Below are 12,868 nucleotides of genomic sequence, written 5' to 3'. Positions count from 1 at the left end.
TACAAAAACAAAGTCCCTTTGCCGATGGTCACGGTTCTCACAACCATCGGCAAAGGGACTTTTTCGTTTAAATTAGACTGAGTGCCAGTTGCCTAAAAATCCCCCGTCGTAACACCAGCAGCGTTAAACGTCGCCATTTCATCCGCGATCTTCAGCGCAGCCTCAACCATAGGGAACATAAGAGCGGCGCCTGTGCCTTCACCCAATCTCATATGGAAGTCGAGACGGAAGTTAATGCCAAGCTGTTTCAGGCCAATCTCGTGGCCTTTTTCTTCAGAGTTGTGGGAGGAGATCATGTAGGCTGCTGAAAGAGGCGCGATTTGAGCAGCTGCGAGGGCCGCGGCGGTGGAGATGATACCGTCCAGGATGATAGGAACATGCCGGTAAGAGGCTTCCAGGATTGCGCCGGAGAGCGCCGCAATTTCAAGGCCACCGACTTTGGACAGCACACCGATTGGATCAGCAGGGTCAGGTTGGTTGACTTCGATCGCTTGGCGAATGATGTTTTCCTTATGTTTGAGGGCGTCATCCTTAAGTCCGGTGCCGCGGCCTGTGACTTCTTCGACACTGTGTCCGGTGAAGACAGAAATCAGCGCCGCGCTCGGCGTCGTGTTTCCAATACCGACTTCGCCGGTAGCGAGGAGGTTCACACCTGAATCAATGGCTTCTGAGGCGATTCTCGCGCCGGTAAGAATTGCACGCATAGCGTCTTCTCTCGTCATGGCTGGTCCATGGGCAATGTTGTCCGTGCCGTTTTTGACGCGGTTGGCCATGAGCACTGGAGGATCCAAAGGGGAGACTATGCCAATATCCGTGCAGATGACTTCCGCGCCTCCGTGCCTTGCCAGGACGTTGATGCCGGCTTCTCCTCTCAGATAACTGTAAAACATCTGGGCAGTGATCTCCTGTGGCGCGGCACTTACGCCTTCCACAACGACGCCGTGGTCGCCTGCCATCAGGAGGACGGCTTTTTTGTTAACTTTTGGGTTAGGGGTGCCCATAATCCCCGCGATTTGCTGGGCAATGTCTTCTAAGACGCCAAGACTTCTCAGGGGCTTAATTTTGGAGTCCAGTCGCTGCTGCATGCCGGCGGCCGCATTCTGATCCAGCGCTTCAATCCCGCTGGCAAGTTCTTTTATTGCCGCTTCGAGTGCTTCGGGGCTTGCGCTTTTGAGTGCTTCCAGGCCGTGAAATTTGTTTGTTTTAAGTTCGGTTGTCATTTTAAATCTCCTCCAAGTCAAATTTTGGTAAAAAAATAAAGTCCCGCCACAATAAAAAGTATTGTGGTCGGGACTTTGCCGTCATCTCCGCTGCTCTCCGTTACCCAGGAAAGACTTTTGTTCTTAGGCAGGTCTCCTGACTCAAGGGACTCAAGCGTCTTAGTTCGCCCCCTTCCCGGCGAAAGCCAGTGGATCAGCGAAAGACTCGTCCTTTACAGTGGTGGGTCCGTACCGGAGTTTCACCGGTTTCCCTATTCTCCCCAGCATGGGGCACCTAAGAGCGTTCATGTTCAATTAATATGATTCTAACAGAATTTTTGAAGATATCAAGTGCAAAAAGGTATAATTTGGATGTGTGAAAGTAATTATGGGAGGAGCGTTGTTATGGATCAACCATCGGCAGAGCTTTTAAAGAAACTCAACGTTAAGGATCAGACTTCAATATTTGCTTTCAATGTCCCTGAAGCATTCAGCAGTGTATTAGCGCAGTGGCAGGAGCAATTGACAGTACTTTTTGATCCGCCTGGTGAAACCTGCCTCTTTGTATTGTGCTTTGCGAGGGACCAAGCGCAGCTGGCGGAAATTAAACCCATTCTCAAAAGCACTATGGACCCATCCGGTTTGATCTGGGTGGCGTATCCTAAAAAATCGTCCAAGAGATACAAGTCGGATCTCAGACGGGATAACTTTTGGGACGCTTTTAAGGACCTTGGCCTTGAACCTGTCAGACAGATCGCACTGGATGAGGATTGGTCAGCGCTCAGGTTTAAGCCTGGGAGTGAGTTGAACCACCCATGACTGAAGTCACGGGATTCTTGGGTCCTCACATCCACCGATGCGAAATATACCAAGCGATCCCCACAGTTCCTGCGGTTCTTGTTACGTTAACTTACGATTCTTAATCCTTCTTTTAAAATGTTGACGGCTGCGTTGAAATCCCTGTCGATTTCTAGTCCACATATCTCGCACTGATATAGCCTTACACTTAAATCCTTTGTCTGTTCACTTTGATGACCACATTCAGAGCAGAATTGACTAGACGCATAGAACCTGTCTACTTTGTGTACCAGCTTATAATTCCATTTACCCTTGTACTCCAGTTGTCTGAAGAACTCTGAAAAGCCCGCGTCAGCAATGCTCTTTGCCAGTCTTCTGCTTCCCATCATACCTTTCACATTTAGGTCTTCTATGAAGATCTGATCGTAGCGATGGATCAGCGATGTACTCAGCCTGTGAATGAAATCCTTTCGGCAGTTTCTAACCCGCTTATGCCAACGGCTCACTTTGACGCGCTGTCGGTTTCGATTCTTTCCGCCCTCCTGACGACGGCTAAGCCTGCGCTGTTCTTTGATCATGCGTTTTTCATATTTTCGGTAATATTTTGGATTTGCCGCGACCTCCTTGTCAGAGGTGTAATAGAACGCTTTCAAGCCCATATCGATGCCAACGTTTGCACCCGTCGCAGCAGCTGGCTCATGCTCTATTTCAATACAGCACAGGCTGACGTAATACTTTCCATCTGATTCTTTGGTGACCGATGCAGATACCAGTCTACCCTGATAGGGTCTTGAATAGGCAATTTTAACATCTTTTACTTTTGGAAGTTTGATTTTGCAGTTTTGCTTTCTATACTTGCCGGAGGAGGTATACTGAACTTCCTTTTCCTTGACCTCGATATTGTTTCCGGTCCAGCTCATTTTGCAGGACTGGACTAAATCCCTGTAGGATTTGAATTTCGGGTGTCCTTCCAGATCATAAAAGGTAAGCGTTTTACCTGTCCGCGCTGCTTTTTCCAGGGTTTTCTTCGAGTATTTCTTTGGACCTTTATTAAAGCGTGAATAAACACTCGCTAGGTCTTTAAGAGTGTTCTGTAAAACAGATTTTTCGCACTGATAGAGCCATGGATGAGTTGCTTTGAGCTCAGTGAGCAGCTTCGACATCTTATTGTAAGGGATGAGGTGTTCCTTCTTCTCATACCGATCCATGTTCAGTTTCAGAAAATGATTCCAAACAAAGCGCTTTGCTGAGAACATAGTCTCGAGTTGTACCTGCTGAGTTTTATTGGGTTGTATTCGGTACTTATAGCCCTTTTCAATCCGCATGCTCTCAGCACCGCCCTATTTTTCTTTTTGTGATTGTATATAGGCTTCAACTTGAGCTTCAATATTCTCGAAACCCGTAACGACAAAATAACCTGGATTCCATAAGTGCCCATCCTCAAAGCTATCTTTTAGCCACGGACAATTCTCAAACATGAATCTGCCGCTGACACCTTTGAGCGCTTTAATGAAGTTGGGAATGTAGTGCTGAGGTTTACAGTCGATCAGCAAGTGAACGTGATCTTGATCACAGTTAAATTCTTCAATTGTAAATCCATTTTCATCCGCTATTTTAAAAAGGATTTCCTTGAGTTTTTCCTCTACCGCGCCAGTCAGAACTTTTCGTCTATACTTGACGCACCAGACAATATGATACTGAATAGAGTAGACATAACCTCGACCTTTTTTTACTTTAGACATTCCACAACACCTCAGTACTATTATAACATACGGTTATGTTGTAACAAAGTAAATTGAAGGATTACAATTTAATTCATAACTATACATAAGGCGCCGCTAACCCACGACTGAAGTCACGGGTGTGCGCGGTTATTTAATCAAGCGAAAGGGCCAGTAGGAGGCACAATTGAATAGAGGGTGCAAAACAATAAAACCAGCCCCTTGCGATGTGTTGTGGAAATGGATGACCATCGGCAGAGGCTGGCTTTTTGTTTAAAATTGTTGGGTAGTGATAAATCAGTTCACTTGAGTGGTGAGGAAGATTGGCAGGGTCATGTGGGAGATTTGGTCCTGGAGCTCCTCGATGCCGTCCAGATGGCGGTCTTCGTCGTTAAGGATGGACTCGAGGATTTCGCGGGTGGCAAAGTCTCTGACCTCGCCGGCCAGGACGATCGCGTCGTTATAGGCCTTGACGGCGTCCATCTCAGCCAGGCGGTCATTTTCCAGCTGCTTGATGGTGTCGCTGCCAATATGCACCTTGTTAAGCTGGGTTACAATTGGAATGCCTTCCAGGAACAAAATCCTGCCGATTAGTTTTTCCGCATGCTTCATCTCATCAATAGCTCGCTTCTCGAAATGCTTATGTAGCTTTTCATAGCCCCAGTTGGCACACATCTCGGAGTGGACCATGTACTGGTTGACGGCGGTGAGTTCATCTGACAGTAGACCATTTAGCGCGTCGATCAATTCTTTGTTGCCTTTCATACGCTCAACTCCCAAATTTTAATGTTTTGTACATCGTTATCTAGTTTCCCTTTTTTGAGGATTATAAACGCAATTTCGTCAATATACTATGGGGAGAAAGGGAATTAGATTGTGTGCAATGTAATATACTTTCTGATGAAGGTGTCTTGAAAATCATCTCAGCAGCTCAAACATTCCAACTATGAACAACGCAGAACCAGCAAGAGCGAAATACCCACCTATGACCAGCACAATATAGACTGTTATGGCGCGCTCTTTGTATTTCAAAAAAGCTCGGATTCCGGTAATAAAGGCTGCGCCTGCAATGATAAACGTAAGATAGAGCACGGTGCCTAAAATTGGACTGTTGATTGGATTTGGATATTCAATATCGTTATTTAAGGCTCTCGATAGGTAAGTACCTAAAAAAGTGAGTAAGATGAAAACTACGAACAGTATGACCGACCATTGTCCGGTTTTGGTTTTGGGGAGAAAAGCAGTCTTCATGACATAAGCCTCCTTAGGAAAGTCACAGGAACGAAGGTGGTCAATTGATTATCTGTATTTATACCCTGAAACGAATAATATTAAAGTATGTTTAAGTGGAAACTAGCAAAGTAGAGGGAACGTGGAATAGTTTGTCAGCGGCTGCGACTTTAGCTGCGACTGCGATTGTGTCTGCGTCTGCAGCTCGAGCCTATCGCCACTTATCATCACCTAAAAAACCTAACATCACCGAACGAAACCTATCGACGCCGCCGTCCAACTTCAAAATGGAGAATTATTCAAAGGCTTGTTAATGTTAAACAATAGGCAGCTAAGCCACGTGAGTAATCACCAAGAGAATGGATATAAATACATATATTTCTTGTAAATCTTAAAGCACTACAGCACTCGCCTTAAGTAAAAAGTCCTTAAACATCACCTCAAGAATCTTTAACGTTTATCAACCAATCCGTTGACCAGTTAAATGACCTTACTCCACCCTAAGTCACTTCTATAACGAGAGTTGAGTTATTGAGTCCTATGGGACTGTGAAAGCGACTGCTGTGGCACAGGACCAGAACCCCCAAAAGGAGGTGACTAATCTATGAAGCCCTTCAAATTGCCGGATCATTTCCTCCTGGGCAGTGCCACCTCCGCGACCCAAATTGAGGGTGGGGACCGCAATAACACCTGGTTCAAATGGTGCGAAGAAGGTCATATTAAAGATGGCTCCACCTGCCTGCGCGCCGCTGACCATTGGAACCGTGTTGACGAAGACCTCCGACTGCTGACAGATACCCATCAGCAGATTTACCGAATGGGCCTCGAATGGAGCCGCATTGAGCCGGAGGACGGGGTTTTCAGCGACGCCGCCATTTGCCACTACCGTCGGGAGCTGTCCCTTCTTATCGATAACGGCATTCAGCCCATGATCACCCTCCACCACTTCTCCCTCCCGCTCTGGTTCGCCGATCTCGGCGGATTCTTGAACCCAGACTGTGTTACATATTTTGAGCGCTATGTGCGCTATGTCATGGAGCACTTGGGCGATCTTGTCAAGGACTATGTCACCTTCAATGAGCCCAACGTTTATGCATCCAACGGCTACTATTTTGGTATCTGGCCTCCGGGCGAAAAGAGCTTTCGCAAGTCCATGAAGGTCCTCGCGAATCTTGCCCGCTGCCACATCGCAGCGTACAGTCTGATCCACGAGATGCGTTTGGAGCTTAATAACGGGGGCAACAACGGAGGGCAGGTCCACTCTGCTGACAACCAACTTGGCAACCGGGGTCAGACCCGCGTGGGCGTGGCTCATCACCTGATCGATTTCGTGCCCTACAGTCCCAAAGGGTTGGATTGCGCTGCAGCGAAGCTTATGTCCTATCTGTTCCAGGGTGTATCAGTCATGGCCTTTACCACGGGACGTCTGCTGCCGCCACTCAGCATCGTTGGCATGTTTAAGCGCAGGCAAGTGGTCTCAGACTTCATGGGCATAAATTATTATTCTCGCAGTGGTGTCCACGGCCGTGGTTTCTATGCGGAAATTCTTCCGGATAAACCCAAAAATGATCTTGGTTGGGAAATCTATCCCGAAGGCCTCAAAAAAGTCTGCCGATGGTCCCACCGCCACCACCCCTCCCTCCCCATCTGGATCACCGAAAACGGCACTTGTGACGCTGCAGACGCCTTCCGCACCCAATTCATCTACGATCATCTTAAGGCCGTTTCCGAGTTGATCGAGGAAGGTCTGCCGATTGAACGCTACTACCACTGGAGCCTCATGGACAATTTCGAACTGCTGGAAGGCGAATCAGGCCCCTTTGGACTATTTGCTGTCGACTTTGAGACTCAGGAGAGAACACTACGAAAAAGCGGTGAATTTTATGCTGGGATTTGCAGAAATCGTGGTGTAATGGAATGAAATGGAAGGGGCTGTTGCAAAATAGGCCCCCCTAAAAAAGAGACAGATGGAAATCTAATTGATGACCATCTGTCTCTTTAAATGCAAAAAATGAATCAGGACCGGCTCCAAGAGCCAGTCCCGATAGGGTATAATTGATTTATGCAGAACCAAATAACCCTAGATCATCATAACGCTTCAGCCCAATTTTGGCAACTGCCAATGAATTTTAGTGTGGGCACATTAATTCCAGAGGATAGCAAGGTCAGACTGGTGTGCAAAATAGTAGAGAGGATGGATTTAAGCGCAATAATAAGCACCTTGCCTAAAAAGGGCAGAAAGCCAGCCGTAGATTTTGTTAACTTCCTTAAAATTGTTCTTTTCTGTAATAGCGAAGGAAAATCATCAAATCGAAAAATTGAAGATTTTTGTGAGTATGATGTGAGAGGACACTACCTTCTTGGAGGTAGAAAAGCGCCGGATCACACCACGATCTGTCGATTTCAAAACATGCTCATTGATCATATGGCGGATTTGCAGAGACAATTTGTGGAAATACTCATAGAAGATGGGCATGTAGACCTAAAGAGTCTGTATATAGATGGGACTAAGATTGAGGCAGTCTCCAATCGATACACATTTGTTTGGCGCAAGGCTGTCGAAAAATATCAAAGCAAGCTAAAAGAACGCATGCTCAAAGAACTTAACATGTCAGAAAATAGCACCTTAAAAGAAGTCCAATCAAGGGTGTGTGCGGAGTTTAACAACATCAGAAACAGATGCAGCAAGCTGAAAATTGAGTTTGTGCGTGGTGTAGGTCATCGCAAGACCGTGCAGCAACGTGAGTACGAGTACTATAAAGAGATAAAAGAAAAGTTTGAAACATATGAAAAGCATCTTAAGGCTATGGGCACCAGAAACAGTTATTCAAAGACAGATCACGATGCAACCTTCATGCGCATGAAAGATGATCATATGCGAAATGGTCAACTTAAGCCTGCTTATAACATCCAAATGGCTTCAAGCGGCGCATTTGTCGTAGGCGTGATGGGCAGCCAGCATACGAATGATCTGCATACACTGAAGCCTTTTCTCGAAGAACTGCTGGCAGCGTATAGTTCTCGCATAAAAAACATCGTCACAGACGCAGGGTATGAAAGCGTGGAAAACTACGCGTATCTAGCCAGCAAAGGTTTGAAAGCTTACATCAAACCGGCAAATCATGAAACGAAAGACATAAAAAAGGTAAGAGAAGACATTAGCCGAAGAGAAAACATGCAATATATGGAAAATGAAGATGTCTATGTTTGCAAAGCTGGCAAAAAGCTCATCCGATGTAAAGACAGCATCAAGAGATCTGCTTCAGGCTTCGAAGACATCAACTGGGTTTACACATGCTTTGAATGCAAAGGCTGCCAATACAGTGACCAATGCATTAAAAGTCGAAAGAATCCTGATCCTGAAAAGAAAAGCCTGAAGTACTCTCCTGCCTTTGAAGCGTTCCGTAGTCAATCCGCAGAAAATATTGCATCAGAAGAAGGCATCAACGAGAGGATCAACCGCTCCATTCAGGCGGAAGGTGTATTCTCAAAAGTCAAAGATGGTCTTGCTTATGACCGGTTTCGACGTAAGGGAATGAAAAAAATAGTAGCGGATATGATTATGGTCGCTATGGCGATTAACCTGAACAAACTCCATAATAAAATCCAAAACAACCAGACCGGCATTATCGAGTACAAAAAAGCGGCTTAGCCTAGAAATTTTAAAACGCAGACACTAGGCTTTTTTGTCGACCCTATAATTAATGTTAATGGGTGACTCGAGCTAAAAGTCAATTTTCTCGAAAGCAAGTTATTGCAAATAGCACGCAAAAAGGCTGCTGCAAAACTAAATTTACTAGTTTTGCAACAGCCCCTTTTTGGAAGAAACTCGGTGTCAGACACCAAGTTTCTTATGTTGGACAGTGTTTTTGTTTGCCTTCAAAAGAATCGTAAACTTGTGATAGTCGAACGAACTGTGTGGGTATTGAGGACACTAAGGAGAGAAAGCGGAATAGGTTGTACACAATCTAATCCCTAGATTGCCCATAGTGTTATAACAAGATCCTAAAAACAATAAAAATCAGGAGGTCGAGGCTATGTTCGAAGATTTGGGCGAATTTCTGGGCGGGACCATTATTTTTCTCTATGTGTTGACGATTCTTAACTTTTTTGTCAAATGGGTGAATAAGAAATTTCGCGCTCAGATCAAAAAGAATGATCTGGTGTTTAAAGGCTTCAGTATGTTTATGAAGGTCATTGTCAAGTATCATAAGTTGTTTGGGGTGATGACCATCGGCGCGCTGCTCCTGCACTTTTTGGTTCAGTTTTTTACCTATGGGCTCAGTCTGACCGGAGCTATGGCGGCCTCAGTCCTGATATTTCAGGTCGTCCTGGGGGGCTACGGCTTTTATAAGAAAAAGCGCGGGGGCCTTTGGCTGAAGCTACATAGGGGGATCGCGGTGCTGCTCATGATTGCGATTTATTTGCATGTGGAATGATGGGGATGAAGACGAAGATTATAAAATATTGGAAGAGAGTCCTCTCAATTGTATTCATTCTGCTGGCAATCCCTTTTGTGATTGGCGGTTATGTGACTATCGGCATGAGCAGTGGTATTGTCTCGGGTCTAGAGGCGGTGGAACCGAGTAACAATGCCCATGCGGACTGCATTCTGGTTCTAGGTGCCGGGATTAGGCCTGATGGGACGCCGAGCTTCATGCTGCGGGACCGGCTGGATAAGGGGATTGAGCTGTATGAGGCAGGCGTCGCGCCAAAGCTGCTTCTCAGCGGAGACAATGGGCAGGAACGTTATGATGAGGTCAATGCCATGAAGGACTATGTGTTGGCGCAGGGCGTTCCGGCCGAGGATATATTTTTGGATCACGCGGGCTTTTCGACGTATGATTCAATTTATAGGGCCAAAGCGGTCTTTGCGGTTGAAGGAGCGGTGGTCGTCACCCAAAAATATCACTTGTACAGGGCGCTTTATATTGCCAAGAGGCTGGGTCTGCAGGCTGTGGGCGTCAGCGCTGAGGGCAGCCATTATGCAGGACAGTGGGGCAGGGATGTCAGAGAATTTCTGGCAAAAAACAAAGATTTTGTCATGTGCCTTATAAAGCCAGAGCCAAAGTATTTGGGTGAGGTCATACCTATCACAGGGGACGGAAGGCTGAGTCATGACTGAGATGAAGAGGTGAAGAGGGAGTCGGACGCTGCTCGCAAAAGGCTGGGGGCGCCGGCTTTCGTTTTTTTGATGGCGTTGAGTTGGAAGGTGGTGTCAGCAGCGTGTGCCAATCGCCCCCTTCTTCCTCTCGACAAATGATAATGACAATATTTTTATATTTTGTGACAAGAAAATTTGTTGTTTATGCATCTCAATTGTCTTAATATTCATACTAATAAAGCGCCTCCACTGAAGGGTAAGTGCACATACTCATAGGTGGAAATTGCTTTAAGGATCAACCTGAAAGGATGGTATGAAATGTCCAAGAAAACCTTTCTCATCTTAACTATTATTGGCTTCATCTGGGGCGTCTGGGGCGGATTCTTACTCGGACCAAACCCACCACTCGTATTTGGCTGGATGCCACTCTCTGTAATATCCATAAGTTTGACCGGTTTCTATGCAGCAATCATCAATTACCTCTATTTCAAGAATTACGGGGAGGCGAATTAATTGATCACAATTGTCGCAACCATTTTGTTTTCTCTGCTGCTCATCGGAGTTGGACTCTATGCCAACAAGAAAAACGAGCAGACCAATGACGGATTCTTCCTGGGAAGCAGAAGCATAGGCACTTTTGCCACGATCATGACTTTGATCTTCTCCATCTGGAGCACACTGGCCTTTTACGGTGTTGTCGGAGAAGGCTACATCAACGGCGTTGGTTCGCTCGGTATTGCTCAAGGCATCTTCTGGGGTTCAAGTTTACTCGTCGTCGTTGGATACAGGCTCTGGCTGCTCGGAAAAAAATACGGTTTCGCAACGCCGGGCGACTTTTTCGGTGAACGCTATTATTCCAAATTCTTCAGGATTGTTACCGCTGTAGGTCTCATATTCTTTACAATGCCATACATAGGGCTTCAGCTCAGCGGTCTCGGTTCTGGACTCTTCGGAGCCGCAAATGTGCCAGTCATGGTTGGCACAATTTCTATAGCTCTTGTGTTGTTGATCTTCGTTTCCGTGGGTGGCATGCGCTCCGTAGCGTGGACGGACGCCGTTCAGGGTGTCGTATTCACGGTTGTTGTTCTAATCACATTGGTCGTCCTCTTCGCCGCTATGCCAGAGCCACTTTCGGTAGTCGCACAGAAGGCCGCGGAAGCGAGACCGGGCCTCAATGGTCTGCCAGGCCCCAATAAACTCTATTCACCAATGTTGACGCTGCATCTCGCCATCACCATAGGATCTTTCGTGGTCTGGCCGCACATTTTCGTTCGATTCTTCATCGCTAAAACCAAAGAAACTTACAAAACCCTCGCTTTCGTCTATCCAATCTATGAAGTCGTGTGTATGGTGCCTTTGCTTCTCATCGGCATTCTCATCATCCCTTATCTCTTCGGAGGCGAATTGACGCCGCTGCAGGCGCAGATGAGCATCCACCAAGCCATCAACACGATCAATGGCGGCTCATACCTGGGCGCAGGCATCTTCCTCGCAGCCTTTGCTGCAGCCATGTCCACAGCGAGCTCTCAGCTGCTGGCCTGCTCCAATATGTTCACCAGCGACCTCTACACGAGATTTCTCAATAAAAAAGCAACTGACAAAAATATTGTTTTCGTAGGCCGCGCATCGATCGTCGCGTTCGTCATCATCTCAACGATCTTTGGTATCTACTGGCCGGACGTCTTCAGCACAGCGACCCGCTTCGCAACACCTGGCTACGCGCAGCTCTTCCCACCGCTCATCGCTGGCCTCTTCTGGAAGCGTGCGAATAGGGAAGGCGCTATTGCCGGCACTTTGGGCGGTTTTCTGATCCTCCTCCTGTTCTCCCTCGTCTGGCCTAACCCGCTGAAGATCACTGCCCTCATCTGGAGTATGATCGCCAACGTGACCCTCCTCGTGGTCGTGTCCCTTGCGACTAAGGCGCCTTCCAAGGAAATCGTCGAGAAGTTCCACGATTCCATTACCGAGGAACTCTTTGGTAAGAAGAAAGTAACTTCTGGCACAGCCAAAGTAAACGAAGTTTAACTTATTCATCTCCAAAGACCAGTCATGCCGATGGTTCCACCCCCTCAAACAAACCGGTACGACTGGTCTCTTTTTCACTATTAACCTCAATTTTATGTCAAGTCATACGGAGTGATTATGTGCGTGATATAGATTTAAGTCAACTGTTTTCAATGCTTTCAAATGAAGTTGTGGAGTACAACCACGAGGCGGTCATCAACCTGGTCAAAGAGCTAATCGAACGAAAGGTCGATCCCCTTCAGATCATTGATGAAGGCCTCCTTCCTGGGATCGAGATTGTAAAGGATAAATTCGAGAAGTTGGAATACTTCCTGGCGGAACTGATTTTCGCCTCGGAAGCGGTGAAGGACAGCATCAACCTTCTCATCTCGACCTTGCCTGAAAATGAAAAGAAAAACCTGATTAACGGCAAAGTCGTCATCGGCACCCCAAAAGGGGATATCCATGACGTAGGAAAGAACATTTTTGCGACGCTGCTCATGGCCTCGGGATTCGTGGTCTATGACATTGGGATCGACAATCATATTGACAATTTTATCAACAAGGCCAAGGAAGTGGACGCGGACCTGATTGCCATGTCCTGCCTGATGACCACCAGCATGATTCAGTCCAAAGAGCTGCTCGAGGATCTGGTCAGACTGAACCTGCGCGACCGGTTCAAGGTGATTTTGGGCGGCGGCGCGATTCAGGAAGCTTATGCCAAGGCGGTTGGAGCTGATGGCTATTCCGTCGACGCCTCTGGCGGCGTGAGTATAGCCAAGCAGCTCATGGAAAAGAATCTACGGCAGTAA

Annotated in this window: 13 protein-coding genes and 1 riboswitch; of the genes, 8 read left to right on the top strand and 5 right to left on the bottom strand. The window is 46.8% G+C overall.

The window, feature by feature from the left end; genetic code table 11:
• Positions 1–92: 92 nt before the first annotated feature.
• Positions 93–1,220, bottom strand: coding sequence for a nicotinate-nucleotide--dimethylbenzimidazole phosphoribosyltransferase (cobT, locus tag AC4PHM_RS05335; RefSeq protein WP_492019879.1), 1,128 nt, complete (start codon positions 1,218–1,220; stop codon positions 93–95).
• A 109-nt stretch (positions 1,221–1,329) separates the two neighbouring features.
• Positions 1,330–1,513: riboswitch (cobalamin riboswitch) on the bottom strand.
• A gap of 91 nt (positions 1,514–1,604) precedes the next feature.
• Between cobT and AC4PHM_RS05330 the strand changes: the two genes are divergently transcribed.
• Positions 1,605–2,018 (top strand): hypothetical protein, encoded by a 414-nt coding sequence (locus AC4PHM_RS05330; protein WP_492019878.1) that lies wholly within the window; start codon positions 1,605–1,607, stop codon positions 2,016–2,018.
• An 86-nt stretch (positions 2,019–2,104) separates the two neighbouring features.
• Here AC4PHM_RS05330 and AC4PHM_RS05325 read toward each other — a convergent pair whose 3' ends face one another.
• From AC4PHM_RS05325 to AC4PHM_RS05310, 4 genes are all read right to left on the bottom strand, one after another.
• Positions 2,105–3,322: an RNA-guided endonuclease TnpB family protein gene (locus AC4PHM_RS05325; protein WP_492019877.1), complete on the bottom strand. Its 1,218-nt coding sequence runs from the start codon at positions 3,320–3,322 to the stop codon at positions 2,105–2,107.
• 15 nt (positions 3,323–3,337) lie between these two features.
• Complete coding sequence (tnpA, locus tag AC4PHM_RS05320; protein ID WP_492019876.1) at positions 3,338–3,739, bottom strand: IS200/IS605 family transposase; 402 nt, start codon at positions 3,737–3,739, stop codon at positions 3,338–3,340.
• Positions 3,740–4,015: 276 nt separating this feature from the next.
• A complete protein-coding gene (bfr, locus tag AC4PHM_RS05315) occupies positions 4,016–4,483 on the bottom strand; it encodes a bacterioferritin (RefSeq protein ID WP_492019875.1) in 468 nt (155 codons plus the stop codon).
• A gap of 153 nt (positions 4,484–4,636) precedes the next feature.
• Complete coding sequence (locus AC4PHM_RS05310) at positions 4,637–4,969, bottom strand: hypothetical protein (RefSeq protein WP_492019874.1); 333 nt, start codon at positions 4,967–4,969, stop codon at positions 4,637–4,639.
• Between the two features lie 583 nt (positions 4,970–5,552).
• Between AC4PHM_RS05310 and AC4PHM_RS05305 the strand changes: the two genes are divergently transcribed.
• From AC4PHM_RS05305 to AC4PHM_RS05275, 7 genes are all read left to right on the top strand, one after another.
• On the top strand, positions 5,553–6,869 hold the full coding sequence (locus AC4PHM_RS05305) for a glycoside hydrolase family 1 protein (protein ID WP_492019873.1): 1,317 nt from the start codon (positions 5,553–5,555) through the stop codon (positions 6,867–6,869).
• A 141-nt stretch (positions 6,870–7,010) separates the two neighbouring features.
• Positions 7,011–8,600 (top strand): IS1182 family transposase, encoded by a 1,590-nt coding sequence (locus tag AC4PHM_RS05300; protein WP_492019206.1) that lies wholly within the window; start codon positions 7,011–7,013, stop codon positions 8,598–8,600.
• A gap of 385 nt (positions 8,601–8,985) precedes the next feature.
• Positions 8,986–9,387, top strand: coding sequence for a hypothetical protein (locus tag AC4PHM_RS05295; protein WP_492019872.1), 402 nt, complete (start codon positions 8,986–8,988; stop codon positions 9,385–9,387).
• Between the two features lie 5 nt (positions 9,388–9,392).
• A complete protein-coding gene (locus AC4PHM_RS05290; protein ID WP_492019871.1) occupies positions 9,393–10,073 on the top strand; it encodes a SanA/YdcF family protein in 681 nt (226 codons plus the stop codon).
• 297 nt (positions 10,074–10,370) lie between these two features.
• Positions 10,371–10,565 (top strand): hypothetical protein, encoded by a 195-nt coding sequence (locus tag AC4PHM_RS05285; protein WP_492019870.1) that lies wholly within the window; start codon positions 10,371–10,373, stop codon positions 10,563–10,565.
• A complete protein-coding gene (locus AC4PHM_RS05280; RefSeq protein ID WP_492019869.1) occupies positions 10,566–12,077 on the top strand; it encodes a sodium:solute symporter family protein in 1,512 nt (503 codons plus the stop codon). It abuts the gene before it with no gap.
• A gap of 119 nt (positions 12,078–12,196) precedes the next feature.
• Positions 12,197–12,868 carry a cobalamin B12-binding domain-containing protein gene (locus AC4PHM_RS05275; protein ID WP_492019868.1) on the top strand — a complete coding sequence of 224 codons (672 nt, stop codon included), beginning with the start codon at positions 12,197–12,199 and terminating at the stop codon, positions 12,866–12,868.

The sequence above is a fragment of the Acidaminobacter sp. QWL-03 genome (assembly GCF_058683855.1).
Note: the sequence above shows the minus strand (reverse complement) of the source record. Positions and strands in the feature narration are given on the sequence as shown.

Bases quoted from the DNA above. Each gene is read 5' to 3' on its own strand.
- cobT (WP_492019879.1), bottom strand. From the start codon at position 1,220: ATGACAACCGAACTTAAAACAAACAAATTTCACGGCCTGGAAGCACTC.
- AC4PHM_RS05330 (WP_492019878.1), top strand. From the start codon at position 1,605: ATGGATCAACCATCGGCAGAGCTTTTAAAGAAACTCAACGTTAAGGAT.
- AC4PHM_RS05325 (WP_492019877.1), bottom strand. From the start codon at position 3,322: ATGCGGATTGAAAAGGGCTATAAGTACCGAATACAACCCAATAAAACT.
- tnpA (WP_492019876.1), bottom strand. From the start codon at position 3,739: ATGTCTAAAGTAAAAAAAGGTCGAGGTTATGTCTACTCTATTCAGTAT.
- bfr (WP_492019875.1), bottom strand. From the start codon at position 4,483: ATGAAAGGCAACAAAGAATTGATCGACGCGCTAAATGGTCTACTGTCA.
- AC4PHM_RS05310 (WP_492019874.1), bottom strand. From the start codon at position 4,969: ATGAAGACTGCTTTTCTCCCCAAAACCAAAACCGGACAATGGTCGGTC.
- AC4PHM_RS05305 (WP_492019873.1), top strand. From the start codon at position 5,553: ATGAAGCCCTTCAAATTGCCGGATCATTTCCTCCTGGGCAGTGCCACC.
- AC4PHM_RS05300 (WP_492019206.1), top strand. From the start codon at position 7,011: ATGCAGAACCAAATAACCCTAGATCATCATAACGCTTCAGCCCAATTT.
- AC4PHM_RS05295 (WP_492019872.1), top strand. From the start codon at position 8,986: ATGTTCGAAGATTTGGGCGAATTTCTGGGCGGGACCATTATTTTTCTC.
- AC4PHM_RS05290 (WP_492019871.1), top strand. From the start codon at position 9,393: ATGAAGACGAAGATTATAAAATATTGGAAGAGAGTCCTCTCAATTGTA.
- AC4PHM_RS05285 (WP_492019870.1), top strand. From the start codon at position 10,371: ATGTCCAAGAAAACCTTTCTCATCTTAACTATTATTGGCTTCATCTGG.